Annotated in this window: 34 protein-coding genes and 1 tRNA gene; 22 read left to right on the top strand and 13 right to left on the bottom strand. The window is 51.5% G+C overall.

Going from position 1 to position 25,914, the window contains the following annotated elements; genetic code table 11:
- Positions 1-73: 73 nt before the first annotated feature.
- The 3 genes from NTE_RS03780 (at position 74) to NTE_RS03770 (ending at position 2,289) form a co-directional block, all read left to right on the top strand.
- Positions 74-547, top strand: a complete 474-nt coding sequence (locus tag NTE_RS03780; protein ID WP_148699811.1) for a hypothetical protein — start codon at positions 74-76, stop codon at positions 545-547.
- Positions 548-630: 83 nt separating this feature from the next.
- Positions 631-1,269, top strand: coding sequence for a DUF47 domain-containing protein (locus NTE_RS03775; RefSeq protein WP_148699810.1), 639 nt, complete (start codon positions 631-633; stop codon positions 1,267-1,269).
- A 9-nt stretch (positions 1,270-1,278) separates the two neighbouring features.
- Positions 1,279-2,289, top strand: a complete 1,011-nt coding sequence (locus tag NTE_RS03770) for an inorganic phosphate transporter (protein WP_226987155.1) — start codon at positions 1,279-1,281, stop codon at positions 2,287-2,289.
- On the opposite strand, the gene NTE_RS03765 is transcribed toward NTE_RS03770, so the two are convergent.
- Positions 2,279-2,479, bottom strand: a complete 201-nt coding sequence (locus tag NTE_RS03765) for a hypothetical protein (protein WP_148699809.1) — start codon at positions 2,477-2,479, stop codon at positions 2,279-2,281. The two genes, NTE_RS03770 and NTE_RS03765, sit on opposite strands and share 11 nt — an antisense overlap.
- A gap of 224 nt (positions 2,480-2,703) precedes the next feature.
- Between NTE_RS03765 and NTE_RS03760 the strand changes: the two genes are divergently transcribed.
- The 5 genes from NTE_RS03760 (at position 2,704) to NTE_RS03740 (ending at position 7,146) form a co-directional block, all read left to right on the top strand.
- Positions 2,704-3,516 (top strand): class I SAM-dependent methyltransferase, encoded by an 813-nt coding sequence (locus NTE_RS03760; protein ID WP_148699808.1) that lies wholly within the window; start codon positions 2,704-2,706, stop codon positions 3,514-3,516.
- Positions 3,517-3,622: 106 nt separating this feature from the next.
- Positions 3,623-4,489, top strand: a complete 867-nt coding sequence (locus NTE_RS03755; protein WP_148699807.1) for an alpha/beta hydrolase — start codon at positions 3,623-3,625, stop codon at positions 4,487-4,489.
- 106 nt (positions 4,490-4,595) lie between these two features.
- Positions 4,596-5,486 carry a hypothetical protein gene (locus NTE_RS03750; protein WP_148699806.1) on the top strand — a complete coding sequence of 297 codons (891 nt, stop codon included), beginning with the start codon at positions 4,596-4,598 and terminating at the stop codon, positions 5,484-5,486.
- Between the two features lie 173 nt (positions 5,487-5,659).
- Positions 5,660-6,622: a UbiA family prenyltransferase gene (locus NTE_RS03745; protein ID WP_148699805.1), complete on the top strand. Its 963-nt coding sequence runs from the start codon at positions 5,660-5,662 to the stop codon at positions 6,620-6,622.
- Between the two features lie 128 nt (positions 6,623-6,750).
- Entirely contained in the window at positions 6,751-7,146 is a 396-nt protein-coding gene (locus NTE_RS03740) for a hypothetical protein (protein ID WP_075055571.1), read from the top strand.
- 10 nt (positions 7,147-7,156) lie between these two features.
- On the opposite strand, the gene NTE_RS03735 is transcribed toward NTE_RS03740, so the two are convergent.
- Positions 7,157-7,954 (bottom strand): asparagine synthase C-terminal domain-containing protein, encoded by a 798-nt coding sequence (locus NTE_RS03735; RefSeq protein ID WP_148699804.1) that lies wholly within the window; start codon positions 7,952-7,954, stop codon positions 7,157-7,159.
- A 45-nt stretch (positions 7,955-7,999) separates the two neighbouring features.
- Positions 8,000-8,254: a hypothetical protein gene (locus NTE_RS03730; protein ID WP_148699803.1), complete on the bottom strand. Its 255-nt coding sequence runs from the start codon at positions 8,252-8,254 to the stop codon at positions 8,000-8,002.
- A 132-nt stretch (positions 8,255-8,386) separates the two neighbouring features.
- Between NTE_RS03730 and NTE_RS03725 the strand changes: the two genes are divergently transcribed.
- Together NTE_RS03725 and NTE_RS03720 are read left to right on the top strand one after the other, a co-directional pair.
- A complete protein-coding gene (locus NTE_RS03725) occupies positions 8,387-9,223 on the top strand; it encodes a 6-pyruvoyl trahydropterin synthase family protein (protein WP_148699802.1) in 837 nt (278 codons plus the stop codon).
- On the top strand, positions 9,224-9,883 hold the full coding sequence (locus NTE_RS03720) for a 7-cyano-7-deazaguanine synthase (RefSeq protein WP_148699801.1): 660 nt from the start codon (positions 9,224-9,226) through the stop codon (positions 9,881-9,883).
- Here the strand turns inward: NTE_RS03720 and NTE_RS03715 are convergent.
- Positions 9,849-10,973 carry a Clp1/GlmU family protein gene (locus NTE_RS03715; RefSeq protein ID WP_148699800.1) on the bottom strand — a complete coding sequence of 375 codons (1,125 nt, stop codon included), beginning with the start codon at positions 10,971-10,973 and terminating at the stop codon, positions 9,849-9,851. The genes NTE_RS03720 and NTE_RS03715 overlap by 35 nt on opposite strands.
- A gap of 104 nt (positions 10,974-11,077) precedes the next feature.
- Between NTE_RS03715 and NTE_RS03710 the strand changes: the two genes are divergently transcribed.
- Genes NTE_RS03710 through NTE_RS03695 form a run of 4 tightly spaced genes read left to right on the top strand, consistent with a single transcriptional unit; the run spans position 11,078 to position 16,868 of the window.
- Entirely contained in the window at positions 11,078-13,426 is a 2,349-nt protein-coding gene (locus NTE_RS03710) for an amino acid permease (protein WP_148699799.1), read from the top strand.
- 53 nt (positions 13,427-13,479) lie between these two features.
- Positions 13,480-15,819: an ATP-binding protein gene (locus NTE_RS03705; protein ID WP_148699798.1), complete on the top strand. Its 2,340-nt coding sequence runs from the start codon at positions 13,480-13,482 to the stop codon at positions 15,817-15,819.
- Positions 15,800-16,186 carry a response regulator gene (locus NTE_RS03700; protein ID WP_148699797.1) on the top strand — a complete coding sequence of 129 codons (387 nt, stop codon included), beginning with the start codon at positions 15,800-15,802 and terminating at the stop codon, positions 16,184-16,186. The genes NTE_RS03705 and NTE_RS03700 overlap by 20 nt, the downstream gene beginning before the upstream one ends.
- A gap of 16 nt (positions 16,187-16,202) precedes the next feature.
- A complete protein-coding gene (locus NTE_RS03695; protein WP_148699796.1) occupies positions 16,203-16,868 on the top strand; it encodes an adenylate/guanylate cyclase domain-containing protein in 666 nt (221 codons plus the stop codon).
- 26 nt (positions 16,869-16,894) lie between these two features.
- On the opposite strand, the gene NTE_RS03690 is transcribed toward NTE_RS03695, so the two are convergent.
- Positions 16,895-17,104, bottom strand: coding sequence for a hypothetical protein (locus NTE_RS03690; protein ID WP_075055561.1), 210 nt, complete (start codon positions 17,102-17,104; stop codon positions 16,895-16,897).
- A gap of 135 nt (positions 17,105-17,239) precedes the next feature.
- Here NTE_RS03690 and NTE_RS03685 point away from each other — a divergent pair, with 135 nt between their 5' ends.
- Positions 17,240-17,803 carry a hypothetical protein gene (locus tag NTE_RS03685; RefSeq protein ID WP_148699795.1) on the top strand — a complete coding sequence of 188 codons (564 nt, stop codon included), beginning with the start codon at positions 17,240-17,242 and terminating at the stop codon, positions 17,801-17,803.
- Positions 17,804-17,817: 14 nt separating this feature from the next.
- Here NTE_RS03685 and NTE_RS03680 read toward each other — a convergent pair whose 3' ends face one another.
- Entirely contained in the window at positions 17,818-18,147 is a 330-nt protein-coding gene (locus tag NTE_RS03680; RefSeq protein ID WP_148699794.1) for a DUF2024 family protein, read from the bottom strand.
- Positions 18,148-18,230: 83 nt separating this feature from the next.
- Between NTE_RS03680 and NTE_RS03675 the strand changes: the two genes are divergently transcribed.
- The gene (locus tag NTE_RS03675) at positions 18,231-19,037 is read left to right on the top strand and encodes an AN1-type zinc finger domain-containing protein (protein ID WP_148699793.1); all 807 of its coding nucleotides are present in this window, start codon (positions 18,231-18,233) and stop codon (positions 19,035-19,037) included.
- Positions 19,038-19,049: 12 nt separating this feature from the next.
- Here the strand turns inward: NTE_RS03675 and NTE_RS03670 are convergent, their stop codons facing one another.
- Positions 19,050-19,910: a hypothetical protein gene (locus NTE_RS03670; protein WP_148699792.1), complete on the bottom strand. Its 861-nt coding sequence runs from the start codon at positions 19,908-19,910 to the stop codon at positions 19,050-19,052.
- A gap of 95 nt (positions 19,911-20,005) precedes the next feature.
- Between NTE_RS03670 and NTE_RS03665 the strand changes: the two genes are divergently transcribed.
- Entirely contained in the window at positions 20,006-20,710 is a 705-nt protein-coding gene (locus NTE_RS03665) for a cysteine hydrolase family protein (RefSeq protein ID WP_148699791.1), read from the top strand.
- Between the two features lie 116 nt (positions 20,711-20,826).
- Here NTE_RS03665 and NTE_RS03660 read toward each other — a convergent pair whose 3' ends face one another.
- Together NTE_RS03660 and NTE_RS03655 are read right to left on the bottom strand one after the other, a co-directional pair.
- Complete coding sequence (locus NTE_RS03660; protein ID WP_075055557.1) at positions 20,827-21,060, bottom strand: TRAM domain-containing RNA chaperone; 234 nt, start codon at positions 21,058-21,060, stop codon at positions 20,827-20,829.
- A 42-nt stretch (positions 21,061-21,102) separates the two neighbouring features.
- The gene (locus NTE_RS03655; protein ID WP_148699790.1) at positions 21,103-21,933 is read right to left on the bottom strand and encodes a PHP-associated domain-containing protein; all 831 of its coding nucleotides are present in this window, start codon (positions 21,931-21,933) and stop codon (positions 21,103-21,105) included.
- A gap of 272 nt (positions 21,934-22,205) precedes the next feature.
- Between NTE_RS03655 and NTE_RS16330 the strand changes: the two genes are divergently transcribed.
- Together NTE_RS16330 and NTE_RS03650 are read left to right on the top strand one after the other, a co-directional pair.
- Positions 22,206-22,358, top strand: a complete 153-nt coding sequence (locus tag NTE_RS16330) for a hypothetical protein (RefSeq protein ID WP_158385065.1) — start codon at positions 22,206-22,208, stop codon at positions 22,356-22,358.
- 112 nt (positions 22,359-22,470) lie between these two features.
- Entirely contained in the window at positions 22,471-22,779 is a 309-nt protein-coding gene (locus NTE_RS03650; protein WP_148699789.1) for a hypothetical protein, read from the top strand.
- Between the two features lie 81 nt (positions 22,780-22,860).
- Here NTE_RS03650 and NTE_RS03645 read toward each other — a convergent pair whose 3' ends face one another.
- Positions 22,861-23,073 (bottom strand): hypothetical protein, encoded by a 213-nt coding sequence (locus NTE_RS03645; protein ID WP_148699788.1) that lies wholly within the window; start codon positions 23,071-23,073, stop codon positions 22,861-22,863.
- Positions 23,074-23,176: 103 nt separating this feature from the next.
- On the opposite strand from NTE_RS03645, the gene NTE_RS03640 reads away from it, so the two are divergent.
- Entirely contained in the window at positions 23,177-23,371 is a 195-nt protein-coding gene (locus NTE_RS03640; protein ID WP_148699787.1) for a hypothetical protein, read from the top strand.
- Here the strand turns inward: NTE_RS03640 and NTE_RS16325 are convergent.
- From NTE_RS16325 to NTE_RS03630, 3 genes are all read right to left on the bottom strand, one after another.
- Positions 23,368-23,526: a hypothetical protein gene (locus NTE_RS16325; protein ID WP_158385063.1), complete on the bottom strand. Its 159-nt coding sequence runs from the start codon at positions 23,524-23,526 to the stop codon at positions 23,368-23,370. The genes NTE_RS03640 and NTE_RS16325 overlap by 4 nt on opposite strands.
- Before the next feature lie 10 nt (positions 23,527-23,536).
- Positions 23,537-23,743, bottom strand: coding sequence for a hypothetical protein (locus tag NTE_RS03635; RefSeq protein ID WP_148699786.1), 207 nt, complete (start codon positions 23,741-23,743; stop codon positions 23,537-23,539).
- 119 nt (positions 23,744-23,862) lie between these two features.
- Positions 23,863-23,936, bottom strand: a tRNA-Val gene (locus NTE_RS03630).
- 102 nt (positions 23,937-24,038) lie between these two features.
- Here NTE_RS03630 and NTE_RS03625 point away from each other — a divergent pair.
- Complete coding sequence (locus tag NTE_RS03625) at positions 24,039-25,061, top strand: DNA-methyltransferase (RefSeq protein ID WP_148699785.1); 1,023 nt, start codon at positions 24,039-24,041, stop codon at positions 25,059-25,061.
- A 39-nt stretch (positions 25,062-25,100) separates the two neighbouring features.
- Positions 25,101-25,838: a 5,6-dimethylbenzimidazole synthase gene (gene bluB / locus NTE_RS03620; RefSeq protein ID WP_148699784.1), complete on the top strand. Its 738-nt coding sequence runs from the start codon at positions 25,101-25,103 to the stop codon at positions 25,836-25,838.
- Positions 25,839-25,914: the final 76 nt, after the last annotated feature.

The raw sequence follows: 25,914 nt of genomic DNA, 5'->3' as shown, positions 1-25,914 counted from the left end.
ATTTGGAATCTAAATATACTTGATTATTCAGTTAAGCAATGCTTAATTATTGGAAATGTATTAAGACAGTGTCATGGGGCACGCATTTGAAGACGGCTCGCTGGGCCTAAAGCTGAAGGGCTACTTGATAGTTCCAAACGACGCGCTGGAAAACAAGATCGCGGTGTACACGTTGAGGATTGCTCAGGACATACTGTCAGACAACCCGGAAATAGTCGATGAATGGCTGCGCAAGATCCACGAGGACTACATGACCAAAAAGAGGGCGTGTGACTTTGAAAACGACCCAGTGGCGTGCTTCAACCTCTCGGCGTACGAAGAGTTTGAAAAGCACTTGAAGAGCTGGGATGACGGCGGCATGCTTGCAATATCGCTTCCGGGCAACAGGACAATCCGGGTCAGCAAAAGGCCACTCTTTTCCGTTTCCAAGAGCCCGGCAGAAAGCTGCGAAGAATGCAGGATGACGTTTGCCACAGTAAAAGAGCTTGTGAGGCACTACAGGGAAAAGCATCCCGCCATGATAGAGCGGGTCACCATACCAATCTAAGACAGAGAGAGAATATCAATATAGAATATGTAGATCATGTAGTATAGGGTATTATACAGTGCATTCATGTAGTCCAGTAGATAATGGCTGGCGGCGGCTTTCTCTCATGGATCCGCTCCAATGACAGAGAGATCATCGATGCACTAGAGCAGCAGGGCGCAAACGTGCTCAAGGCCGCTAACGCCCTTGTTGACCTAGTTTCAAATTTTGAGAATGTAGGCGAGCGCAAGGTCAACATTAAAGACATTGAGCATAGGGGCGACGAAATAGCCCACAACATCTACCTCATCATGGACAAGACGTTTGTCACGCCTCTTGACAGAGAAGACATTTCCAAGCTGACAAGCGAGGTGGACGAGATACTCGACTACATAGACGGCGCGGCAGACAGGTTCGTGCTCTTTAAGATAAGCAAGCCGACGCCGTACATGATAGAGCTTGCCAAGATCCTGCTTTCTGCCACGCAGGAGGTGCACACGCTGATGATGCGCCTCCGGGGCTTCAAAAACTCGGCAGACCTGATAGAGCACTGCAGGAACATCAACAAGTACGAGCACGAGGCTGACACCATATACAGGCTTGCAATCGCAGAGCTATTTGATACCAGCGACGCAATAGAAATAATCAAGTTCAAGGAAATCTACCTCCAGCTGGAAGACGCGGTCAACAGGTGTCAGGACGTCGCCGACACGTTTGAGGATATCGGCTTAAAATACGGTTGAGGATCAAAAGTGGCCGACCAGAGCATAATCCTAGTGGTTTACGGTGCAATCGGCGCGGCTCTGTTTTTTGATTTCGTAAACGGCTTTCATGACGCGGCAAACTCTATCGCAACAATCGTCGGCACAAGGGTGCTCAGACCCATCCAAGCCGTCGGAATTGCAGCGGCGGCCAATTTTAGCGGTCCGTTCATCTTTGGCACGGCCGTGGCCGCCACAGTAGGAAAAGGAATCATCATGCCTGAATTTTCGACTGTGGATGTCATAATAGCGGGGCTTTTGGGTGCAACAGCTTGGGACCTCATAACGTGGTGGTTCGGTCTGCCGTCGTCAAGCAGCCACGCGCTCATCGGCGGGCTGGTAGGCTCGGCGCTCTTTGCAGGCGGTCTGCAGGCCATAGTTGCGCCCGGCGTCGAAAAAACATTGACGTTCATGGTGGTGTCGCCGGCCATGGGCTTTGCAGTCGCAGGCGGCTTTGCGCTTGCGATGATGTACTTTTTGCGCAAAAAGGTGCCCGGCAGGGTCAACAGGGTGTTTGGCAGGCTGCAGATAGTGTCCTCGGCGTTTTTCTCGCTGACGCACGGCGCAAACGACGGGCAAAAGACCATGGGCATCATAACGGCGCTCCTGATCGCAGGCGGCCTGATGCACTCGAAGGAATTTGTCGTCCCGTTGTGGGTGATAATAAGTGCCGCGTCTGCCATAGCGCTTGGCACGTTCTTTGGAGGATGGAGAATAGTCAAGACCATGGCGTTTAGGCTGACGAACCTAAAGCCGTACCAGGGGTTCTGCGCAGAGACGGGCGGCGGCGCCATCCTGACTTCGATGGCGTGGCTTGGGATACCTGTAAGCACTACGCACGCAATTTCTGGCGCAATAATGGGCGTCGGCGCGACAAAGAGGTTTTCCGCAGTAAGATGGGGACTTGGAAAGAGGATAATCTATGCTTGGGTGATAACTATACCGGCAAGCGCCGCCATAGCAGCGGCGTGCATGTGGGCAATAAAGGCGCTTACTGGGTGATAAGAAGCGACTTGCAGCTATCGCAGCATCTCTTTAGTGCAGGCACGCCTTCGACTGCGCCTTTTACATAGACGTCAAAAGATGCCTTTTGTGAGCCACAAAGGTCGCAAGAAATCACCTGCAAGCGAGCCACCTGTTCTGAAATCAGGCTTATTTTCAAAACCTCAAGCTTGGTTGTAGACGCTAGCATACGATTATGAGACTGGCGATCAGGAATATCAAGCATTTCTATATAGACTATATTGGTCTATATTGAAGATGGCGCACACGGTCAATTTAGAAAAAGGTTAAGAGAAAGTATGACATACCTTCGAGAATGAAGCTTGGAGAAATTTCTCACTTTTTGCCTCATATAGTAACATGTACTTTAGAATATTCACGCAAATACACTCTTAAAAGGTGAAAAAGAACAAGATGGCAGACAGCTATGTCCTTGGCAACAGAAAAAGCGAGATCGAGAGGCTAGACATACAGGCGTCATTTTTCGAACCGTTTTCACGAGACGCGCTTTTAAAAGCGGGAATAAGAAGGGGCATGGATTGTGCAGATGTTGGTTCTGGCTCGGGCTCTGTCACTCGCCTGATGGCCCAGATGGTAGGCAAAGAAGGGCATGTTACAGGCGTAGACATTGACGACAACTATCTCCAGTATTGCCGTACTGTCAACACCTTTCCCAATGTCGACTTTATCCATCAAGACATAATATCGTCATTACAGGAAAAGAGCGATAAATTTGACCTTGCATTTTCAAGGTTCATGTTTGTGCACCTAAAGGACCCCAAGCAGGCGGTAAAGGCAATGAAGGGCATGGTCAGGGACGGAGGAACGGTGGTAATTCAAGAGCTTGATCATTCTCCGGATTCGTGGCTATCTCATCCACACGAGGAATGCGTTGACACGCTCAGAGAGGCTTTTGTAACGCTTGTGAGAAAATCAGGGGGCGACCCGCTCGCAGGCAGAAAGCTGTACAAGATGGCGGTGGAGGAATCGCTGCATGCAAGCGTAGAATGCTATGCGCCTTGCCTGATGATGGGCAACGAGCCGCTATGTTCGCTTGGGTGGAGGATAGCAGACAGCCTAAAGCCGGCGATCCTGCAGCATGGCGTGATGAAGGAAAGCGAATATGAGAGGATGTTTAGCGACCTCAAGCAACTTTCCAAAAAGAAAGACAGTTTTGTAACCTACGCACGGTTTTTCAGCGTAATTGGAAAGAAAGACGGCGGCTAACAGCATCATCGCTGGCGTCACGCCAGAATTTCCTGGTCAATAAACGGAATGCTTATGCCAAAGCTATCCACACCTAAAAAGGGGAAGGGGCGGGAGATTCCTTTATTTGACTTGTCATTACCAGACTGCAAGCGGCAAGATAAACGTCTTCGAGTTTCCATCGCAGAATCCAAAAAATGACACAATCCTCTGCATCCACGGAATACCATCCAACGCAAGGATATTCACCTATGTAGGGACAAAACTGTCTCAGGCAGGGTATAACGTACTAAGCATGGACCTGCCCGGTCACGGGGGATCAGAGGGCCCAAGAGGAGACGTGGATTTTGAAAAATGCCTCCAGTCAATCAATCAAATCGTCGCTGACCTGAAAAGGAGCGGATCACGCGTCTTTATAATGGCACACAGCATGGGCTCTACCTTTGCTCTTTGGTACGCGCACTCCTTCAAGAACAGCGTGGACGGCTTGATAATAATGTGCCCGTACATACACATAAACAACATCAAGAGGTCAGACACCGAGCCCAGCGCCGGCATGTTCCTCTACCTGTTATTGCGCAGGATACTCACTCCGCGCAGCACCGCAGACATGATGAAGGTGCTTCCGCAATACGCAAAAGTAAGCGGCGAGGAATTTGAGGAGGTTGTGCGCAAGAAAATGATCAATACAGAATACTCGTACAGGTTTCTTGTCGACGTCCTGGCAACGCGTAACAGCAAAGTTGCCGAGCTTGCAGACATTGTCGATCCTATCCTCCTCTTGCATGGGCAAAAGGACAGAAACGTTTACCCCCAAGTATCTGAAGAATATCTCAAGATGCTTCGCAGCCAGAACAAGGAATTAAAGATGTTTGACTGTGACCACTGGTTCTACGATGCCATGTTTTTTAATCAGGATTCGCCAAAATACTCGGAAGAATCCAGGATAAGATTCATTTCCACAATACGGGATTGGCTGAGTTCTTTCCGTTAGAAGAGCGCAGGCTCTGGTGCATTACGTAGAACCTATAGCTGCCAAGTTGCTTGAACTGGACAAAAGTCGAATATTTATATACTATGGGGATTATCCATAGTCGCACATGTCAGAGCCGGTCAACATCCAGCACGTTTTCTCCATATTGGCAGACAGGCATTCAGTCAACATACTAAAAATGGCTTATTCGGGTTTCAAGGCCTCTTCTAATAGCTACGCAGGCAATCTAAGCAAAAAGCAGTTCTACGTCAGGCTCAAGCGCCTAAAGGAAGCAGGCTTGATCGAAAAGCGAGAAAACATCTACATTACTACCACCTTTGGCTCGCTGGTATGCAACAGCCACGTCAAGACGCTGGAAGAGATGCTGGCAAACTATTGGAACCTCAAGGCAGTAGATGTCTTGAAGACAAGGCAAGACTTTCCTCAGCATCAAAAAGAGTCCGTAATAAACGAGATAATTCAGAGCAGTAGCCTGAGAAATATTGTAAACTCTACCCATCTGTCAGGCTTTTCTGTGGTAAAGAACTACAGCCAACTGGTAGCAGAAGTCATAAAGCTTTTAGGAATTGCGCAGAAAGAAGTGTATCTTGCTACTCGCTACCATGATCCAAACTTTGCGAAGATAATATTCAAGAAAATTTCCGAAGGACTGACGGTGCACATGCTAGACAGCCTCCCGGACCAGATCTCCGTAGAGAGCAGATTGAACGCGGTCCTGAGAACGCCGCCGAACAGGGAGACCTTCGAGATGGTCAACGCCCTTGTGAAATCCCCGTGGTTTGATCTCAGAAAGAAGGAAATACCTGCAAGCTTTATGGTGGTGGATGGAAGGATGGTATGTTACGAGACTACAAACTATACCAACCCAGAAGAGTTCACGTTAGCCATATCCCATTATGACGATCCTTATCTTGCAGAGAGGCTGATTTCTTACTACAACAGCCTAGCCAAGGATGCGGTCATTCCAAGGCTTCTTACCAGCATCAGGGAAAAGTAACTTTATCCAGCAATAGAATCAGTTTTGTTTCCTCCTACCTGAAAAGTACCTAGCAATATAATCCTGCTTTAAATCTAGTGTGGACTCTTGTAGAATAAACATTATTAGTTGCCGTTACTGGCGACTTTTCTGAAAAAAAGCACATTACAAAGTGTTTCTTTGGTGCCAATGCAATGTCTATCATCACAAGTCTGAACCCAACTGGCAGGCAAAAGGCCCAAGTTTCTTTTGCACATTCCCAGCTTGTTCTGTTCCAGTCACGCATGAAATGGGGCATCGTATACGCCCTAGCAACGATGGCAGGACTGCTCCTAGTCCCAGGAACCATCGATGCCATGCTGGCAGAAACAAATGCTGCAACCCTTGTGCAACGAATAGTACCACTGCCTCTGATCTCATTGTTGATAACAACTGGCATGTTCCTTCTCAATGATCTCCTCGATGTTGACCTGGACAGGGCAAACGGCAAAAAGAGACCGTTGCCGTCAGGCCAAGTAACCAAAAAGCAAGCCTGGATCTTTATTACATGGACCAATGTTTTGGCAGTGGTGCTCTCAGTTGCGACAGCGAATTTTGCAAGCATGATCCTTGTCGCCCCAATGCTTGCAATAGGCATCATGTACTCTGCGCCAAAAATCGCGCTTGACGACAGGTTTCTCATCAAAACAGTCGTGATAGCACTTTACTACATGCTTTGCGCAGCCCTTGGCGCCACGACTGCCTATAGCCTTGATCCGCTTGTTGGCAGTCCTGTTGTGTTCATACACGCCGCATTTATGCTAGGCACGATGAGGTTTATTTCGTCCGTTTTAAATGACACAGGCGACGTCGATGGCGACAAGGCTGCTGGAAGGCGGACAATACCAATAGTCATAGGCAGAGAAAACACCATCAAGATGGGCATGATGATGGTAGTTGGAATGGCCGGGATATCTTGGGCAATTTATGCACTTGACGGCATAGGTATTGTCACGGCATCGTTCTCAAGCGCATTTGCAGCCTTAATGGTCATCAGGCTGTCAAAGACGATAAAGGGCGCAAAGGACAAGGATTTCATTCGCAAACAGCACAAGAGGCTGCTTCCGTTTGACCTGATGCTGCTCTCAGGCCTTCCCATAGGAGTCTTTATGCTCTAGCATATAGAGACCACTAGGCTGTATTTTTAGGGCTACATAGTATCCAAAACTGGATACTTTCTAGCCATAACTACTGCTAAAAGTTACCTAAGCTATAATACGCTCACGATTATGAGTAAAGTTGTAAAATGGCCAAGTCCCAGACAACAGCCACAGTCCTTAGGACCATTTCAGACGACAGGTCGATGGAACTTTTCAGAACCATTGCCCATGGTAGCATCGACAGCGAGAGCCTCAAGGGCAAGACCAAGCTCACACGCAAGCAGTATTATTCCAGGCTCTCAAGGATGACAAAGTCAGGTCTTGTTAGGAAAAAGAGTGGCAAATACACCCTCACCGCGTTTGGCAAGGTGGTCTACGACTCGCAGATGACTGTCGACAACGCGCTGACCAACTTTTGGAAGCTCAAGGCAATCGACTCGCTCGAGATGTCAAACGAACTTCCAAAGGAAGAGCAGCAAAAGCTTATCGACACCCTTCTGGACAACCAGGAGCTTAAAGGCATCCTCGTAAAGGGGCCTTAGGCGTCTCTTTCTAGACCACGCTTTTTTTCATTTCTTTCCCGTCTGTCCTAGCGGACGGAGATTTTTTGTAATTTTTGTGTATATACGAGCCGTACTGCAACGCCTTTTTCGGTTTGAGTGCTGATTCTTCTGGTACGCCCAAAGAAAGGGCTGCCTGGCGCAGGATGTGCTTTCGCACCATGTCGTTTGCCCCTCTGATCTTTTGGTCTATTGGCACCTTTTTTGCAAACTCGACAAACTCGGTAGAGAGGAAGGGCTGGCGCACCTGCACCGAGAACTCGGCTGCGACGGCAGATATTTCCTGCACCAGCACAAGCTCGTTTTTTATCTTGGACTCCATGTACTCCATTATCGCGGACTCCCCCTTGTCGTAGACTGCCCGATAGCCGTTGTAGCCACAGAAAAGCTCGTCGCAACCGTTGGCGCTTGCCACCACCGAAAGCCCAAGTTTGCCGGCAGCTTGCGCTATGTAATAGTACGCGATGCAGTTCTCGATATGAGAGGTATTGCCGCATGTTATCGTCTGCAGGACGTGCGCAAGGTCTTTTTTGAAATCAAGGCTGTCAAGCTCGACCACTTTATGCGGCAGGCCGATCTTTGACGCAATCTCTTTTGAGAACGAAACGTCGTGCGAGTCTGGAAACCCCACAGTCACAAGCGTCACCTGCTTGCCAAGGTCGCGGCAAATGACTGCCAGAAGCGTGCTGTCCACTCCGCCGGAAAACGCGACTGCGACATTTTTTTCCGGCAAGACGGCTCTTACTATATCGTGCAGGGCGCACTCTAGTTCCTGACGTAGCAGCGACATGTGTATGTATGGCAGGTAGAATACAGATCCTGAATAAAACGGTAATCACGGTTCCTGCAAAGACTTGCTTATCATGTCCGTTAAAAGCTCGCCCCCGTCCTGTCCAAAGGTCTTTTTCAGTGCCCCCTCCACCTGCTTTATGGAGTACGATTCGCCGCCTGCAAGGGTTATGCCCTGCCTCTGCAGGTCCGTTATGAGGAGGTCCACCACGGTAGGCCCAAGCGACTTGCGCAGGTTGTTCATTGCCCTGCCAAGGTCCTTGCCGGGTATAGATCCTGTATTTTTCTGGTTATTGGACAAAATGTATGTGTTCTTTGGTGTCTAGACGTACCTAAAAATAGTTATGTTTGGCGATTATCGAATAAGGATTCGGTATCTGGCAAAAAATACCATTTATATAGACTCTAGCCGCTCACGTTAGGCAGCAAATTAATGCCCACCGAACGGGTCGTTTTGAACAGCGATCTGCGCTACCTCGACAGTAAGGGCAATCTTATGCGTACAAGAGCCGAGCTGTCAGTTGCACGGATGCTTGACTTTCTAGGCCATGACTACAAGTATGACCAGCCCGTGACGCTGCCGGATGGCAAGGTCGTGCGCGTGGATTTTGTAGCAGGCAGCAGGCACATAGAGGTCGTCGATTCAGAAGCGGACGCGGCAAAGTTCCGCAGGATAAAGGAAGAGATGCAGGTGCTTGACATCGTCGCAATAGGCCACTCTAAATATTCCAGCAAAGTGGACGAGATAGACTCGATGTTCTTTTACGACGAGTCAGAGCGGACGCAGACAGGCTCTATCTTTATCGAGGACCCGTCGCTTGCGTTTGACTATGCGCACATACTTCCGCTCGTGGAAAAATGCTCGGTGTTGCACGGCCACACGTCGACTGTCATGGTCGAGATAATAGGGAGCATGAAGAACAACTTGGTAGTCGACTTTGGCGAGGCAAAGCGCATAATCAAAGATACCATCAATATGATAGACCACAAGTTCTTCATCAACAAAAAGTATCTGGAAAAAGAAGACGACACGCACTATTACGTCTCATTTCAGGGACCACGTGGATATTTCAATTTGCAGCTGCCCAAGATGACGACTTGGCTGATGCCCGGCGAGGCGACGGTGGAAAACCTGTCGACAGAAATAATCAGGCTGCTTGCGCCGCGTATGCCTCCAAACGTGGAGGCGCTTGGCGTCTACATTTACGAAGGCGTCAACAAGGGCGCGCACATCATAGCGGGCGTCAAGAAGGAAGAGAAAAAGGGTTAGATGGACAAGGCCCTGGTCATGCTCTCAGGCGGGCTGGATTCAGCCACTTGCCTCTACTGGGCCATTGAAAGGTTTTCGGTTTCCGCAATCACGTTCAACTATTTTGGTAGGCTTGACAAGGAAAAGCGCGCTACTCAGCTCCTTGCAGAAAAGGCCGGCGTGCAGGTCATAGAGGTCGACGTGCCGTTTGTAAAGGAGGCGTCTGACTTTGACGGCGGTGGCAAGATGAAGAAAGAAAAGGGCTCCGACCTGAGATGGGCCTCGTACGTGCCGGCAAGAAACATGATGTTCTACTCCATAGCAGCGCACTATGCAGAGTACCTCAATGCCAAGTGGATAGTGGGCGGCCACAACAGCCACGACGCGTCATTCTTCAAGGACGCGTCCAGAACGTACATTGAAAAGATGAACTCGCTTTTTGCAGAAAGCTGCCTGCTGTGCGACGGCAGGCCGTACCAGATAGTGCTCCCTCTGGCGGAGATGGACAGAAAGGCTGTCATAATGCTTGCGCGCAAGCTGCATGTCCCAATAGAGATGACATGGAGCTGCCATCAGGAAGGCGAGCTTCCCTGCGAAAGGTGCTACGCGTGCAGGCAGCGTCTGGAGGCGTTTTCAGCCCTTGGCATCAGGGACCCCGTGCTTGGGAAGAAAAGAAGGTGATCCTTTCTTCGTGGTTTTTGCGCAGCCGGATCTCGCTTGCATGGATTGTAGAGAAATCCTGCACGCCCGTCCTTATTGATACTTGGTGTGCATCCATCGACTCTATCACGCCAAAGCCGGCGATCCTGCGCCGCGAGCCAAGCGCTACGAACATCCCTTCCGGTCCAAGCGCAAGCACGGCATTCCGCGGGATAGGCCTGTTTCGATAGAAAAAGCGTGCCGCGTCCGTGCTTTTTGAGACTAGCCCGTCTCCGACATGCCTGATGTACTGCTCCATCCGGCGGCCCACCCTTTCAGAATGTGTTTTTAATACCTGCGCGCTCGATGAAGGTGCCACGAACAACTCCCACCGACTCAAAAGCGCACGGGCAAGGTCGTTATTGTTGTTGCTGCTGTCCTGCCCCATGCAGATGACAACGTCAGGCGAAACAACGCTTGCAAGCATCCACTTGTACAAAGGATCAGAATAGCCGTCCGTGTTGACTATTTTCAGGCTTGCTGCTGCAGGCGTTGCTGTTGTCGTCATCATCATCGTCTTCTTCATCCTGCCAACGAGCGACTTTAGCTTTTGCGCCACCAGCTTTTCTGCGCCGGCAGGAGTTATCGCGCCAACAAACTCAAAAAGGCCGGCTTGCGCATCCCGCAGGTCAACAACCTGTTCCTTGATGACTGCCGCGCCAAGGGCCGTCGGCGGCGCAAGGTCGCCCTGGCCGATGTCGCCGTCAACTATGCATGGTACTATGCCGCGGCCAAGGGCAAGGTTTGCAAGGTAGGTTGAAAAGGTAGACTTGCCCGTGTCTGTTGCGCCGACTACCATCACCACCACGGTTGTTGCTGCTGCGCTGCCAAGCGCCAAAATGTTTTCTGCGATTTCTTGCCACATGCAAGTGCCGGCGTTGTCGGCGCCTGCGATCCACGACTCGCCGCCCTGCACGTCAAGCTTGCAGTCCGCATCCAGTTCAAAAGGCAGTGCCTTTCCAGCCCTCACCTCAATCGTACGCAGCGATACGTCCATCCCAAGTACATGACACCTACCAATGACTTGCACGGTGGCAGGCCCCCTCACCATCTGCACTGCGCTGGGCGCCATTGTATGGCGTACTAAGGCATGGCGCCGTGATAACGTTTTTCTCACTTCTCTATATACAGAGATGGTAAACGTTTATTTCCCAAGCTATTGAGTGCACTGCTAAGTTGTCTGCACCGGCTGACGGAGGGCAGCGGCCAACTGCGGCTGCTGAAGCTCACGGCCAGCACCAGTTGGTACGCACTCTTGGCCTGACCGACGTCGTAATGGTCGGAATAGCCGCCATGATAGGGGGCGCCATATTTGTTCTCACGGGGCCTGCCATAGGGCTTGCAGGAAGCGCAGTGATAATTGCGTTTGTGATAAACGGCATCATCACGCTTTTCACGGCCATGGTGTACGCGGAGCTTGGCTCGGCAATGCCGGAGGCCGGCGGCGGCTACCTGTGGATACGCGAGGGCCTGCCAAGACCAAACGCGTTCATCAGCGGGTGGATGGCGTGGTTTGCCCACATTGTTGCAGGGAGCCTCTACGCCGTGGGCTTTGGCTCGTTTGCGTACAGCCTGCTCAATGTTGCAGGCGTGCTTCCGTCGCAGATGCTCCTTGGGATATTTCCCGTCGACAAGCTGATAGCGGTGGCCTCGATAGCGGCATTTACATACGTCAACGTCAAGGGCACGTCTGAAACCGGCAAAGCAGGCACCGCAGTGACTCTGGTGCAGCTTGGCGCAATATTGGCCATCCTTGCGTTTGGCCTGTGGGGCATACTGAACAATCCGGGATGGGAGCAGCGGTTTTCCGAACAATTCTTGCCGCTTGGCATAAGCGGCATGGTGGCAGCGATGGGCCTTACGTTCATTGCGTTTGAGGGCTACGAGATAATAGTCCAGACGGGCGAAGAGGTCAAGAACCCAAAGCGCAACATACCAAAGGCAATATTCATCTCACTTGCAATCGTGGTTACACTGTACTGCCTGATGGCATTTGTGGCGCTGGCCGCAACAAACGCGCCTGACGGCACGCCAGCGTGGAAGTTCATAGGAGGCGACAACGCGGAGCTTGGCATAAGCAGGGCTGTCGACCTTTTCATGCCGTACGGCGCGTTCGTGGTCCTTGCAGGCGGCATCGTGTCCACCCTTGCCGCGCTCAACGCCACCACGTTTTCATCGGCAAGGGTCGCCCTTGCAATGGGCAGAAACTACAACCTTCCCCACAAGCTCAGCGAAATACACCCAGTGAACAAGACGCCCTACGTTGCCGCCATCGTTTCAGGCATAATAATGGCCGTCATGGCATACGCGCTGCCGCTCAACGACATCGCCCTTGCGGCCGGCGTGATATTCCTCCTCCTTTTCACGCAGGTCAACGTCTCTGTCATCACTATTCGCAGGATGTACGGCAACAAGCTTGACTATGGCTTCAAGACCCCGCTGTTCCCCCTGATACCGGTAATTGGAATAGTCTTGAAGCTTGGACTTGCCATCTACCTCCTTGTCACGCAGCCGCTCAGCTGGGTCATCACCATCCTGTGGATACTTGTCGGCTTTGTCCTGTACCGCATGTACACGTTCAAAAAGGAAGTGGAGCACTATGCGCCCCTTGTCACTCAGCAGGGCGCAGAAGAGCGGCGCGCCTACAGAGTGCTTCTTATGTACAGCCCGGAAAACCCCGACAGGCTGGCGAAATACGCGACTCGAATAGCAAGGGAGACGGCGGGAGAAGTGAACGTGCTTCGCATAATCACGGTTCCCCTCCAGACCCCGCTTTCTGCCGGCACGGCCTTTGCGGAAAGTGCCCGGCGGGCATTTCAGCCACTTGAGGAGGTGTTTGAGAAAAGAGGCGTGCCAAGCCACTATCTGGTCAGGATATCGCATGACGCGACAGAGGCGATGCTGGCGACCATAGAGGAGCAAAAGGTAAACCTGCTGATAGCCGATCTTGAGACGCTGCGCAGGAACAAAAAGCTTTTGACCCTTGCCACTTGCGACATTTTGGCAATAGCGGCCGAAAGCGACGAGTTGGAAATGGAGCCGGTGCGCGAGCAGGTCGAGGCGGACCTTGAGATGCACGCGGTGCCTGCCGAGGAAAAGAAGAACATGGTAGTGATATACGACGGCGGGCCGCACGCAAACCTTGTCCTAAAGATCACAAGCTGGCTTGAGCACTCTGGCAGGTTCAAGGTCAACCTAGTTTCCGTGAGCAAAAAGGAAGAAGAGACGGACGGAAGCGTAGCCATGAAGCCTGATTACTTGTCGCAGCTTGGAGTCGACCTGACAGAGGTGCACCTGGGTGCCAGTATGCAAGAGTCTGCCGCAAACGTGTTTTCTGCAATCGATGCGTACAGGCCGGACATCGTGGTGATGGGTGCAAGCATCGGCAGGTTCTCTGTCCTTGACAACCCGCAGATGCTTCAGATGCTCAAGCGGTTCCACTGCCCGGTCATGATTGCAAGGGACTTTGGCATTCCAGGCATGTATCATGCCACGTCGTTTGTAAGAAGGATGCTTGGAAAGTAAAGTGTATACGCGGACATCGTTTTTATTTCTCAGGCTGTGCGATCTATCACGTCTTGCACCAGCCTGTTTTCCTGAGCATCAGGTCCAAGATCACGTTTGTCAGCCTCTTTCTTGCCATAACGACCCTTTTTGCCGTCGCCCTCATCAGTTTTATCTCTGCGGACAACCAGTTGCGCGAAAGAGTCAGCGACCAGCTGATAAGCGAGTCCACAGGCAGGGGCGCGGCCATACGCTCGCTTATCGACACAAGAATAGAACAGATACGGCTGATGTCCACAAACAGCGCGCTCCAAAATGCTATTGCAGAGTTGAACCAGAACGGTTCGGCGGCAAGCAGCCAGAGGATGCAGCAGTACAGAGACGACTTTACGGCAGGCGTAGAGTCTTTTCGGCAGGTGGTCGGGACCCCTGCAGGGCTTGAAAATGTCAAGGTGATGGGCATCGACGGGCGCGTGCTTTTTTCGTCCGACCGGTCGGAGGAAGGCGCGGACTTGTCGCATGATAGGCGGTTTCTGCGCGGGGTGAACGAGAGTTTTCTTGAATTTGACCAGGTTAACGGCCAGCGCAAGACCATAGTCACCGTCCCGATATACAAAAACGGCCAGATAGGCACGGCGCCGGCGATAGGCGTCATGATGGCCACGATGGACACTGCAAAGTTTGACGAGATCCTGCTAAACCGCAAGGGCCTCGGGGAGACTGGCGAGGTTTACCTCGTAAATGCCAACAGGACGCTCATTTCCGAGTCAAGGTTCATTGAGAACGCCGCATTTCGGACCACGGTCAATACCCTTGCGGTCAACAAGTGCTTTGACGAAGGCGCCGAGATCTTTGCGGTATACCCCGACTACAGGAACATCCCCATCGTTGGCTCGTCATACTGCGCCCGTGACCTCGGGTTCGTGCTCCTGGCAGAGATTGACGAGGCAGAGATATTTCAGCCCGTAACGCAGCTGCGCGACGCTATCCTCATCGCAGGCGTTATAATCACGGGCGTTGTAGTAACCATAGCACTGTACGTGTCAAAGACCATCTCAAGGCCCATAACTCGGCTCAGAGACGCCGCCGACAAGATCACAAAGGGCGACTACACCCATAGGGTAGGAGTCGAGTCTGGCGACGAGATAGGCAGGCTTGCAGAGCAGTTTGACATGATGCGAAAGAGCGTGCTTGAGACCAACATGAACCTGAACCGGCTGGTGCGCGACCGCACAAAAGAGCTCACCGACATGACAAACGCGCTGGACGCAACTGCCATCGTGGCCGTAACCGACCGAGACGGCACGATAACAAAGGTGAACAGCAGGTTTGCAGAGATCTCGAAATATTCGGAACAGGAGCTCATAGGACAGAACCACCGGATTTTAAAGTCAGGATACCACCCGCCAGCATTTTTTGAGAACATGTGGAAGACCATTACCTCCGGCCAGATATGGGAAGGCGAGATAAAGAACAGGGCCAAGGATGGGAGCTTCTACTGGGTCAAGACCACCATCGTGCCGTTCCTTGGTGACGACGGCCAGCCCAAGCAGTACATCGCAATACACAGCGACATCACCAACCTGAAAAACACAGAGGAGCGCCTGAATGAGGCGCTTGCACGCGACAGGGCAAACGCCGAGATAATCAAGATGCAGGTAGAAGAGCTGAACGTCACAAACAAGGAGCTCAGGCGCAAGGACAAGCTGAAAGACGAGTTTCTCAGCATGGCGTCGCATGAACTCAAGACGCCTCTCACTCCCATCATAGGCTGGTGCGATGCACTAAAGTCAAACACAATCCTTGGCAAGCTGTCAGGCGAGCAGCGTGCAGCAGTCGACACCATTGAAAAGAACGCGGTCAAGCTTGAGAAAATGGTGAGCGACATGCTTGACGCGCAAAAGCTGGAGCTGAACGAATTCAAGTTCAACATCGGAGAGGTGGACGTGGACCGCGTGATAAAGAACGTTGAGCGCGACCTGGAGTTTGTGATGAAGGAAAACAACATCGAGTTTGCAGTAAATGCACAGCCGGGCCTGAAGCTGCGGTCTGACGAGACGAGGATAATACAGGTGCTGAACGCGCTCTTGTACAACTCTGTCGATTTCGTCCCCAAGGTGGGAGGCAGGATAGAGCTCACGGCGGAAGCAAGAGACGGCGACATTGTCTTTGGCGTCAGGGACAACGGGCCAGGGATCCCAAAGGACAAGCAGAGGTTCCTGTTCAAGAAATTCTACCAAGTAGATACCTCGTTGAAGCGCAAGCACGGCGGCACCGGCCTTGGGCTTGCGATATCAAAGGGCATAGTCACCGGCCTTGGCGGCCAGATATGGGTCGACACCGAAGAGGGCAAGGGCTCTAGTTTTTATTTCAGTCTACCGAGAGAAACAAAAAATGAGAATCCTCATAATTGACGACAGCCACGACATAACGGACCTGCTCGTCAAGGTTCTCACCACCGTCGGGCATGAGGTGGCTTCGTCCGACAACGGCAAGGAAGGGCTTGTCATGATAAATGACGGCAAGTTTGACCTTGTCTTCCTTGACATTGCAATGCCGGATTTCTCCGGCCTTGACGTGATTGACAAGCTTGTGCAGTCAGGCAGGATAAGGGACAGCCCCATAGTCCTGTTCACCGCCTCATCCATCACGGACGCGGAGGTGGCAGAGCTGGTGAAAAAAGGCGTGCATTCGTGTTTGAGAAAGCCGGTTAGGATAGAGAATCTGTTTGAAAAGGTGGAAGAGATTGGCAAGTTGCGAGCCTCTACAGCCAAGAGCTAGACTGGTGTTTTGATTATTGTCAAGTGACGACCAGTACAGAACCCACACTGCTGTACAATCTGGCGCCGAGCATGACGTAAAGGAAAAGCAGCAGATAGACCTCCTGCTCCAGTTCTTTTCGTCCACGAGGAACTATTGCGTCGGCATCGTCGACATGGTGGGCTCTACTGCCGCCACGATGAAGATGGCGCCAGACAAGGTCAGCCGCTTTTACAGCATATTCCTTAACGGCCTTGCTGATGTCGTCTCCCGCAACGGCGCCGTCGTGGTCAAGAACATCGGCGACAGCCTGCTGTACTACTTTCCTGCGACCGAGTCCGGCGATGCATTGGCATTTGAGCAGGTGCTGAGGTGCTGCTTTGCCATGATTGAAAAGGGCCCGCAGCTGAACGCGCTTCTGGGAAAGGAAGGCCTGCCGGAAATAAAGTATAGGATAAGCTGCGAGTACGGCGCAGTGGTGGTGGCAAGGATGTCCACGTCGTCCGTAAACGACATCTTTGGCTCGCCGGTCAACATGGCCTCCAAGATGAACCCGCTTGCCCCGCCGTGCGGGGTGGTGATAGGCCAGGGGCTGTATGAAATGGCAAAGAACGTCCCCGGCTATGCTTTTTCCGAGGTAAAGGGTGCGCCCATGTTTTCAGAAACGGGCTACAGCCTGTACATTGTCGATTTGGCCCAATAAAAGGCGACGGGCCTTGTGTACACCAATCAGCCGTGCGATATCACGATAGCAGTCTTGCAGAAGGGGCACCTTGTCATGTCAGGGTCTACAAGCTCGCCCTTTTTGTCATACAGTTCCACAGAGCCATCCGGCGTGACCCTGACCATGTTCTTTTCCTTGGCCCCTGCCATCTTCATGCAGCACCACGTAAAGGTATAGCGCACGGATTCAGGCTTTTTCGTTATTGCTACGTGCAAGACAAGAGCAAGCTCTATGGTTTTTGCTTATTATCTTTACTGTGTAAATCAGATAAAAACTGTTTTTACAAATGCAAGAGAAACATATGCATGGAATCGGCATCCAAAGCTCAGAGAGCTGTTGCTGAGCATGTTGTGGCAAGAGAGGTCCCACCCAACAGGAGGCAAGAGATCCTTGAATACCTAAAGCTGTTTGGATACAAGCCCGAAAGAACCGTAATTCAGGTGCATATCACGGGCTTTTTTGGCAAGAAAGGCGGTGGCGCCGCTGCCCCAAGAGAAGCTGCAAAAAGAGAGGCAGCGGCAAAAAGGTACGGCGGAACCACGTTTGTAGTGGTCGGAAGGACGCACGACCCGGCGATTATGGAGCAGGTGACAAAGCCCAGAAAAAGCGCCAAGGACGCAAGCCCCGGCTATGTTGGATATTTGTGGCAAAACCGCGACCCGCAGCTCAGGCCGCCCCATGAGGCAATACCGCTTGACTTTACGCCCGTTCACGTGCCTTACCCGAAAGACTGGAAGGACGTGTTTGCGACAAAGGGGTTCTTGCTTGCAATGCACGTCCCAAGCTCCTTTGCAAAGGAGAAAAGCAGCCTTACAAGGGCGCTCTACCGCCTTGGCAAGAACGCGGATGCAAGAGAACCTTGGACTTTTCTAAAAGAGCTGAAAAATTTTGGGTACAAGCCAGAGCAGGAATAACAGTGCTTGTACTACTAGTTTGGCTTGGGACAGCCTTCCATCGGCCAGATGAACACTTCTTTTCCGGGAAGCTGCCACAGCTCGTTTGAGTAAAGCGAAGTGTCGTCGATGTGGCAGCGCTCGCAGATGTTCACCATCATGTTGTCGCCGGTGGACTGCTTGCCTATCAGCTTCAGGAACTCTTTGGCGTATTCCACCGCCTGGGCGTCCATGTCCTTTGAAACCTGTCCGGCGTTTGACTTGTCCGTCGGAATAAAGACGTCAAAATGAAGCCGGCCTCCGTCAGCATACGTGTTGTATACTACGACCTTCTTGCGTCCACCGTGGTAGGGTTCAAGTTGCATATATGCCCAAGGTTAGAAGGAACGACTTTTAATTTTTTGGCCGGCGCTATTTTTATCTTGGAAATGCGTATGTCTTCACGTAGTTGGAGTGCGGGATATGCGGCAGGGAGGAAGAGATTCCGTTCAGGTGTCGCTACTGCAAGGGCTACTTCTGCTCAGAACACAGGCTGCCTCCAAACCATAACTGCCTGTTCATAAACGACTTTATGCGCCAGCCTGAGAAGGACAGGGAGTTTGTAGAGTACGTAAGCGGCATGGGAGGAGGAAGCGTGGGCGAGCGGGCTGCAAACATTGTGAAAAACACGGTTCTGCTCAGGTTCTCAAAGACGGAGATAGCCCACCTTGCCATTGGCATGACGCTTGTAGCGGCTGTTGGCATGTCGCTTTTTGGCTTTCGCTTCCAGCCTGCGTACATTGCAATATTTGTAAGCGCGTTTTTGCTCCACGAGCTTGCGCACAAATTCCTTGCCCAGTTCTACAGGGCATGGGCGGAATTTCGCGTGATATTTTTTGGCGCAATAGTGACTGCAATGTCGGCCCTTCCGTTCTTTCCGTTCAAGTTCATAGCGCCGGGAGCAGTGTTCATAAGCGGGTCAATAAGCGAGCGCAGAAACGGCAAGATATCGCTTGTGGGCCCGCTCACCAACGTAGCTCTTTGCACCGGAATGCTGCTTGCGTTCATGCTATCAGATTCTCCTTCGCAGCTGCTGGTGGTGGGCGCAAGGTTCAACGCATGGATAGCCATCTTTAACCTGATACCATTCATGGGTCTTGACGGGCAAAAGATATTTGCGTGGAACAAGCTTGTTTGGGTGCTTACGCTGGCTGCGTCTGCGCTCCTCTACATTGCAGTAGGGTTTGCGTCCGGCAGGGGACTCGGGTTCCCCTAGACGCCATTATCATTAGTAGTAGTCTTTTGTTGCCCCGGCCTTTATCCCGCCAACTTGCTTGGGGCTTGCGCGCATCTCTAAAAGAACGCTAAGTAGCGAGCCGGCAAATAGCACGTACGACACGGCATAGAACGTGTTCCACACCTTTTCATCCTGCAGCGCGGCAAAGTCGGTCAGCGCAAAGTAGCTGAATCCAGTGTCGCCCACGGCAAAGAGCACTACCGCCGCTGCAAAGAGCAAAATTGAGAACCTGCTCATTATGCCAAGCTGGTATCCCGTTATCAGGACCGCCGCCGGCACAAGCAGGATGCCGTCAAGAAGCGGGTAAGCGACGCTGACGGCAAGTAGCAGCCAGTCGTCTGCCGTCGGCTGCGCAAACCCTACAATGTTTTCCACCAGCTGTATGAGGAAAAAGTTGAGAAAGAACGACTCGACGGTAATTGCGATTACTATTACTACCATCTTGTTCTCAAACGCCCTTGGAGAGACCCGGTAGAGCGAGAACAGAAACAGTGCGACAAACGCGTAGCCGGACAGATAGAATATGTCAGGCACTGACGGGTACGGGACTTCGATTCCTGCCACAAGCTCAAAGTATGCCCACAGTATCTCGGCTACAGCCCAGAGTGCAAGTCCGACAGACAGCGCCAGAAACGGCTTGTATCCGTGGCGGGTCTTTTGTCCAAGCATCACGGGAATCGAAATTGCCGCAGCCGATAAAGAAGCAGCCGCCACGGTCAGGTCTTCGATTGGCGCCTTTAGGTCGCCTGACGCCGTCAAGACCAGCAGCCCTGCAACAACGACGGCCGGCAGGACTGCCGCAAGCGTGGTGGCGGTCGTCGACCGGCCGCCTGGTGTCTTTTTTTGCTGCAACTGCCCTGCTTTTCTAATCAGAAAATGACTTTATAGGCTTTTTCAAGAACGCGATAGCTTAACTCTTTTTAATCGAGCCTGCTACTCTATAGGGCATGGCCACCATCAGGGGCCACAAGGTCAGCCCCGCCCTAGTAGTAATTGACGTCCAGAATGGTTTTGTGAGCAAGGGAGGCTCGTACGACCTCCTCGGAATGGAGACAGCGCACTACCAGCAAGTCATCCCAAGAATAGCAAAACTCATCTCCCTGTGCAGGGACGCAGGCGTGCCAGTCTTTTACACGCAGGCAGTCAGGGAAAAGTCCGGAATAGACCTGCTCACAAGATCGCACAAGATCCTGCCAAAGGCAAGGGAGGAGAGGATTCGCAGAAGGCCAATATGCGTCAGAGACACGTGGGACGCAGGAATAGTGGACGCGATAAAACCAGCGCCGGAAGACCATATCGTGATAAAGAGAAGAGACTCGGCCTTCCACGACACCGAGATAGGCGTGTGGCTCAAGAGCCTCGATGTCGACACGCTCTTGTTCTGCGGCATCGACACTTCCATCTGCGTCGAGACCTCACTCCGGGACGCGTTTAACAACGGCTATGACGTGGTGCTGGTGTCAGATGCCACCGCGTCGGGCAACCGCAAGCATTTCGAATCGACGCTTGAGATTGTAAAGGACTATTACGGCTTTGTCATGGACATTGACGAGCTTGAACGCTCGCTTCTTGCGTCGCAAAAGCAGGTGCAGCAAAAGAGAGTGGCAAGCAATGACGACGACAGCAATCATCAAAAAATAGTTCAAGGTTAGAATAATGACAACAGCAATATAATGATAATATGAAAAAAGATAATGTGGCACTTTGCTGATGTTTTATCGTCGGCAAAATGTTGCCACGTTAGTTTTTGTGGGTCGTGATTAGATCTTTATTGTGCGATTTCTGCTGTGGCGAACCTGTTTCCTACGTTGGTAATCTTTACCTTGACCTTCTGACCAACCTGGCCGCCCGTAACAAAGATCACGAATCCCTGTACTCTGGCAATGCCGTCGCCTTTTCTGCTCGTCTCGGTTATCTGCACTTCGTATTCTTTACCTGTTTCCACAGGCTTTGGACCGTAGCTGCCACCGAAGCCGCCACTTCCACGTCTCTGGTATGACATTCGTTAGTGTAACGTGGGCACGATTGTAATATAAAGGTGTGGCTATGGCAGGAGGCTCATCTTTATGAGTTTCATCCACTGCCTGTTGGAGAACACATGCGGGCTGTGGCCCTTCATGTTCACCTTTTCAGAGACGCGTTTTGTCAGGTACAGCGAAAATGCAGCCACCGACCGCCACAACATGCTCTTGTAGTCTCCAAGGTACGAGTCAAGCGCCCATTTTAATACCCAGTAAAAGCGAGGGTGGTTCTCAAGAGCATGTCGAAGCAGGAGCTCGCGGGAGCTCTGGACTATATAATAGGCGTGCTCATACAGTTCGTCGTGTGAGGCGTATTCCCTGCACACCATCTTTATCCTCCTGTGCAACATGGCATCAAGCACCGAGTCAAGGTTGTTCTCTGCCTCTATAGTGTTGACGCACTTGCCAAGCGTACTTAGGACATGCGAGTCGCTTCCAGCCACTTCAGACATCGAGTTGTCGTGCGCAAACTTGCTAGCGACAATGTTTGAAAAGCGATCGACGTTGTTGCTGTTAAATGACTCTATCATGTCACAATATAGCGCCTTTTCACGTATGCCGTTTGATACTGCAAATGGGTGCGCAGCGCACGACACTGCGCCCTGCCTCTTTATCTCGTCAAGAGTTTCGTCAAGAGTCATGCCGGGCCGGATAGTCCTGTATATGCCGTAGGCCAGTACGTGGCCGCCTGTGTCTATAGTCACTTCTTCGGCAGGGTAAATTGTGATCTTTTGAAATTTTGCATGGTTTGCCTGATACTCCAATATCTGGCGGTAGCCGTCAAGGGTGTTGTGGTTTGTCACAAACAGCACGTCTATACCCCTTGCAAGGGCGGCTTCCAGCTGTGCCGCCATCTCGACCCCACAGTCAAACGGAACGCGGGCAGATCCGTTTTGGTGGTTCGAGAAGGTGTTATGGCAATGGAGTTCGGCGTTCAACACCCCAGTAGTCGTAGTGGCATCACGTCCCTGACGCCTGTAATGACATTGCCACATAAATATCAACATGATTGCAATAATGCGATCTGGATATCGTACGTTCTTATTAGATAGGATCCACTGCTCTATGATGAACACAGGCAAAACAATCAGGGGCCGCAAGTAATTTGAGGAGTTTTGGCTCTCCCATGAAGGAGACTTCCGGCGCGCCAAAGGACGGTCACGAGAGGATCGTAGCAGACAGGGATGGTGGCAAGCACCTTGAATATTTCAGGAATGGAAGCTGGCGGCACGATGCAACAAGATGCAAGGCGAAGATAAACAAAGAGTGCCGCAAGTAGGCATTTTTCTCTTGCTCGCATGCATCCATTCAGATTATATGGCACGCGCTACAATAGAAATCTGATTTTGGCTCAAAATAGTTTTCCAATGAGAGAGTGGCACGTCAAGCATATGGAAAAAACAGTAGTCAAGTATGTGGGCGGGCTTGCTCCCAATGCTTCTGCGTGGGAGAAAAAGAACCACAAGAGGTACGTCAGCTTTTCAAACATATGCAGGCAGATTGACTATGACATCAAGCACGGTGTCACAAATGAACAGGTCGTATCGTTTCTGAACAAGGTACGCCACGACACGTCATTTTCCAAGGTCAGAGGAAACGACGGCTCGCTGGACAGGCTCACAGAAGTAGAGAAACACTTTCACGAAACTGTAAGCTCTTTAGGCGGTAAAAAAAGAAGAAGAGAGTTATTGCTGCAATAGACTCGACACGACGACGACAAGATTCAGTGCTGATAGAAACGATGTTTTTCTTTTGCTGCTAAATACACACACGCACATAGGTCAAGATAGTTTTTTCTGGCCTAGCTTGTAGCGCCGTACTATCTCCTTGTCGATTTCTTCATGCTTTATCGCCTCTCCCCTTCTGCCAGGCGTTTTCATCCCCTGCTGGTTCACCTTCTTTCTTTCGTCTTCCAGCTCGCTCTGCTTTTTCTTGCGCAGCTCCTGCGCATAGTTTTCCCGAAATATCTGTTCTGCATCGCTATCTATTGCCATATTTCTTCCCCGTTACCCACTAGGGTTAGAGCCAAGGACTGATTAGGCTTTCCATTACCTTGCGTGGAATAGTTTGATAAGCGGGCTCTGCACAATGAACATCGTGGCACAGCTTATTGTCGAGTCGTACCAAAACGCGACAGTAAACACGATACTGGAGGACATTGGGAGAAAGTACAAGATTGATACAAAGCGCGATTGCCTTCAGGTGGACAGCCCCATCGAAGAGATCAAGTTCAAGTACAGGACGTACGGCGAGTGTGTCAGAATGCTCTACAAAAAGGCAGGAGTAACCTAGGTCCTGACTTTCATGAGTGTGATGTGGCTGATAGTGCAGCCGTGGCTTCCCTCAAGATGCGAGCGTCTAAGGTCCTTTGCCTCCTGTTCCGGAAGCTTTTCGGCAGAGATGTAGCCGCATTTTTTGCAAACCACAATGTAACTCCAGCTTACCACAGTAGATCTTTTACTCCAAAGGTGCAAGCGTCTGGTTGGTTCTTTTTTGCGCGGCCTTTGCTTCTTCTGTTGTCATCTGCTGCACAAAATACGTAATCCCGTGGTCTATCTTCAAGTGGCTCAGAAATGCCACGCCATTGTTTACCGTGTCCTTGACAATGAGGGCGCGGCCACAAATGCTGCATTTTACGATGTGCTCGTCGTACGCTGCTGCCAAGACTGACACATATGATAGCCAAGCCCCCTAATAAGGCAAAAGATTGCAAGCATAGTTGCACGTCCCGCATCAGGCGCATATACATACAATACACATATTATAAAGAGGAGAAAAGTAAGTGGGCGAGGCGTGATTTGAACACGCGACCACCTCGATGTCAACGAGGTATCATACCGAGCTAGACCACCCGCCCGTACGCCAACTACCTTTTCCGCCCAAATATATTGTTACACATTTTGTAGATGCCGCATGCAGGAAAGGTTAAGAATCTGATCACGCGCTGTTAGAACGAAATTTGGCCGGCGACGATCCATTTCAGGTGCTGCAGGGCGACGCCCGGGACATTGCAAAGAGCCTAGAGCCCGGGACATTTCGTGCGATAATAACGTCTCCGCCATACTTTGGCCACCGGCACTATGGCCCCGACAGGGGTGAGATAGGGCAAGAGCGCGACGTTGAAAGGTACCTTGACGCGCTTGAAGGCATTTTTGTTGCGTGCAAGAGGCTGCTTGCAGAAGACGGGAGCCTATGGATAGTGATAGGCGACACGCGCCGGCGCAAGGAAAAGCTTCGCGTGCCCCATAGGCTTGCAGAAAGGCTGTCAAGTGCAGGCTACAGGTTTCGAGAGGACATCATCTGGTACAAAAAGAACAACATCAGCTCCAGCTCTCGGGACAACTTTTCGCAGGCCTACGAATACGTCCTGTTCTTTTCCAAAAATGCGCACTCGTACGCGGACCTTGATGCAGTAAGGGTGCAGGGCAACGAAGCCGTGGAAGGCAGAAACAGGGTCCCGCCAAAGGAGATGCTGCAGTTTGCACCTGAAAACCCCGACAGAAAGGAGATAGAGCGCATTGCAGACATTATCCACAACGCAACTGCAGGAACGCCGATTTCAGAACTGCCAAGCACTTCAGAGATAGCGCGCGCCTACGGCTACGACCCGGAAAAGTTCTGCCCGACGTGCTACCGCAAGTTCAAGCGTCATGCGACCCGGCGCAGGATAGGCGACCACAAGCACTACCCCATATTTGCAGTGTGCAACCCAAACGGCAAGAACCCCTCAAACGTGTGGGAGATAGCGACAAGGGCGCACTATGGAAACGAACATTTTGCCATATTTCCCGAAGAGCTTGTGGAAAAGATAATTCTCTTTGCCACCAAAAAGGGCGACTTTGTCCTTGACCCGTTCTGCGGCAGGGGGACCACGGGCATTTCAGCAGTGTCGCTTGGGCGCAGGTTTGTCGGCATCGACCTCTACAGGGAAAACGTTGACAGGGCGAGCAAGAACATTTTGCGGGCGCAGCAGCAAATCTAATAACCAGCGGTGTTGCGCCAAAGCACAGAGACACGCACAGTGGCTGAAAGAGGAGTAGATTACGCTTTTTCCGGCCCGGAGAAGGAGGGCCTGTACAAGGCGATATTTTCAAGGAGGGACGTCAGGTCCCACTTTGTACGGAATAAAGACATCCCCGACGACGCGCTCTTGCGCATACTGAATGCGGCTCACCACGCGCCGTCCGTCGGCTTTTCGCAGCCATGGAACTTTATACTGATAAAAGATGCACAGACACGCAAAAGGGTAAAAGAGTCGTTTGAGCGTGAGCGGGAGCGCTCGATAAAGATGCTTGAAAACGACAAGGAGAAGCAAGAGAGGTACGCCAGGCTGAAACTTGAAGGCATAATGGAGTCGGCTCTCAACATCTGCGTCACGTACGACCCGACGCGCTTTGGGCCGTTCGTACTTGGCAGGACTTCAATCGAGGACACGGGAGTATACAGCGTCTGCTGCGCCATTCAGAACCTGTGGCTTGCGGCGAGGGCAGAAGGCGTCGGCGTCGGCTGGGTCAGCATACTATCAAATGAAGACCTCGAACGCATACTAGGCATACCTGCGCACGTCAAGCCGGTCGCCTACCTGTGCCTCGGCTATGTGGAAGAGTTTGCGCAAAAGCCGGATTTAGAGCGGGCTGGCTGGCTCCCGAGGATGGACCTTGCCAAGGTGATATGCTACGAAAAATGGGGCAAGCAAGAGTCAGAAAAATGGTCAGGCCTGTGCGACGCAGTGAGCAGGCTTTCTCGAAATAATATATAGATGGATCGACCGGGATTGAAAATATACCGGCAGGCAGGCATATTGGGTTCAAAACCGGGGAATAGTTTTAGTGTTT

Origin of the sequence: Candidatus Nitrososphaera evergladensis SR1, from assembly GCF_000730285.1 — an archaeon.
GTDB lineage: Archaea > Thermoproteota > Nitrososphaeria > Nitrososphaerales > Nitrososphaeraceae > Nitrososphaera > Nitrososphaera evergladensis.
The sequence above is the reverse complement of the archived record's forward strand: the minus strand, read 5'-3'. Positions and strand labels throughout refer to the sequence as shown.

What these genes read in the sequence shown, in the direction of transcription:
- NTE_RS03780 (WP_148699811.1), top strand. Translation starts at nt 74, where the DNA reads ATGGGGCACGCATTTGAAGACGGCTCGCTGGGCCTAAAGCTGAAGGGC.
- NTE_RS03775 (WP_148699810.1), top strand. Translation starts at nt 631, where the DNA reads ATGGCTGGCGGCGGCTTTCTCTCATGGATCCGCTCCAATGACAGAGAG.
- NTE_RS03765 (WP_148699809.1), bottom strand. Translation starts at nt 2,479, where the DNA reads ATGCTAGCGTCTACAACCAAGCTTGAGGTTTTGAAAATAAGCCTGATT.
- NTE_RS03760 (WP_148699808.1), top strand. Translation starts at nt 2,704, where the DNA reads ATGGCAGACAGCTATGTCCTTGGCAACAGAAAAAGCGAGATCGAGAGG.
- NTE_RS03750 (WP_148699806.1), top strand. Translation starts at nt 4,596, where the DNA reads ATGTCAGAGCCGGTCAACATCCAGCACGTTTTCTCCATATTGGCAGAC.
- NTE_RS03745 (WP_148699805.1), top strand. Translation starts at nt 5,660, where the DNA reads ATGTCTATCATCACAAGTCTGAACCCAACTGGCAGGCAAAAGGCCCAA.
- NTE_RS03740 (WP_075055571.1), top strand. Translation starts at nt 6,751, where the DNA reads ATGGCCAAGTCCCAGACAACAGCCACAGTCCTTAGGACCATTTCAGAC.
- NTE_RS03735 (WP_148699804.1), bottom strand. Translation starts at nt 7,954, where the DNA reads ATGTCGCTGCTACGTCAGGAACTAGAGTGCGCCCTGCACGATATAGTA.
- NTE_RS03725 (WP_148699802.1), top strand. Translation starts at nt 8,387, where the DNA reads ATGCCCACCGAACGGGTCGTTTTGAACAGCGATCTGCGCTACCTCGAC.
- NTE_RS03720 (WP_148699801.1), top strand. Translation starts at nt 9,224, where the DNA reads ATGGACAAGGCCCTGGTCATGCTCTCAGGCGGGCTGGATTCAGCCACT.
- NTE_RS03715 (WP_148699800.1), bottom strand. Translation starts at nt 10,973, where the DNA reads ATGGCGCCCAGCGCAGTGCAGATGGTGAGGGGGCCTGCCACCGTGCAA.
- NTE_RS03700 (WP_148699797.1), top strand. Translation starts at nt 15,800, where the DNA reads ATGAGAATCCTCATAATTGACGACAGCCACGACATAACGGACCTGCTC.
- NTE_RS03680 (WP_148699794.1), bottom strand. Translation starts at nt 18,147, where the DNA reads ATGCAACTTGAACCCTACCACGGTGGACGCAAGAAGGTCGTAGTATAC.
- NTE_RS03665 (WP_148699791.1), top strand. Translation starts at nt 20,006, where the DNA reads ATGGCCACCATCAGGGGCCACAAGGTCAGCCCCGCCCTAGTAGTAATT.
- NTE_RS03660 (WP_075055557.1), bottom strand. Translation starts at nt 21,060, where the DNA reads ATGTCATACCAGAGACGTGGAAGTGGCGGCTTCGGTGGCAGCTACGGT.
- NTE_RS03655 (WP_148699790.1), bottom strand. Translation starts at nt 21,933, where the DNA reads ATGGCGGCACAGCTGGAAGCCGCCCTTGCAAGGGGTATAGACGTGCTG.
- NTE_RS16330 (WP_158385065.1), top strand. Translation starts at nt 22,206, where the DNA reads ATGAAGGAGACTTCCGGCGCGCCAAAGGACGGTCACGAGAGGATCGTA.
- NTE_RS03650 (WP_148699789.1), top strand. Translation starts at nt 22,471, where the DNA reads ATGGAAAAAACAGTAGTCAAGTATGTGGGCGGGCTTGCTCCCAATGCT.
- NTE_RS03645 (WP_148699788.1), bottom strand. Translation starts at nt 23,073, where the DNA reads ATGGCAATAGATAGCGATGCAGAACAGATATTTCGGGAAAACTATGCG.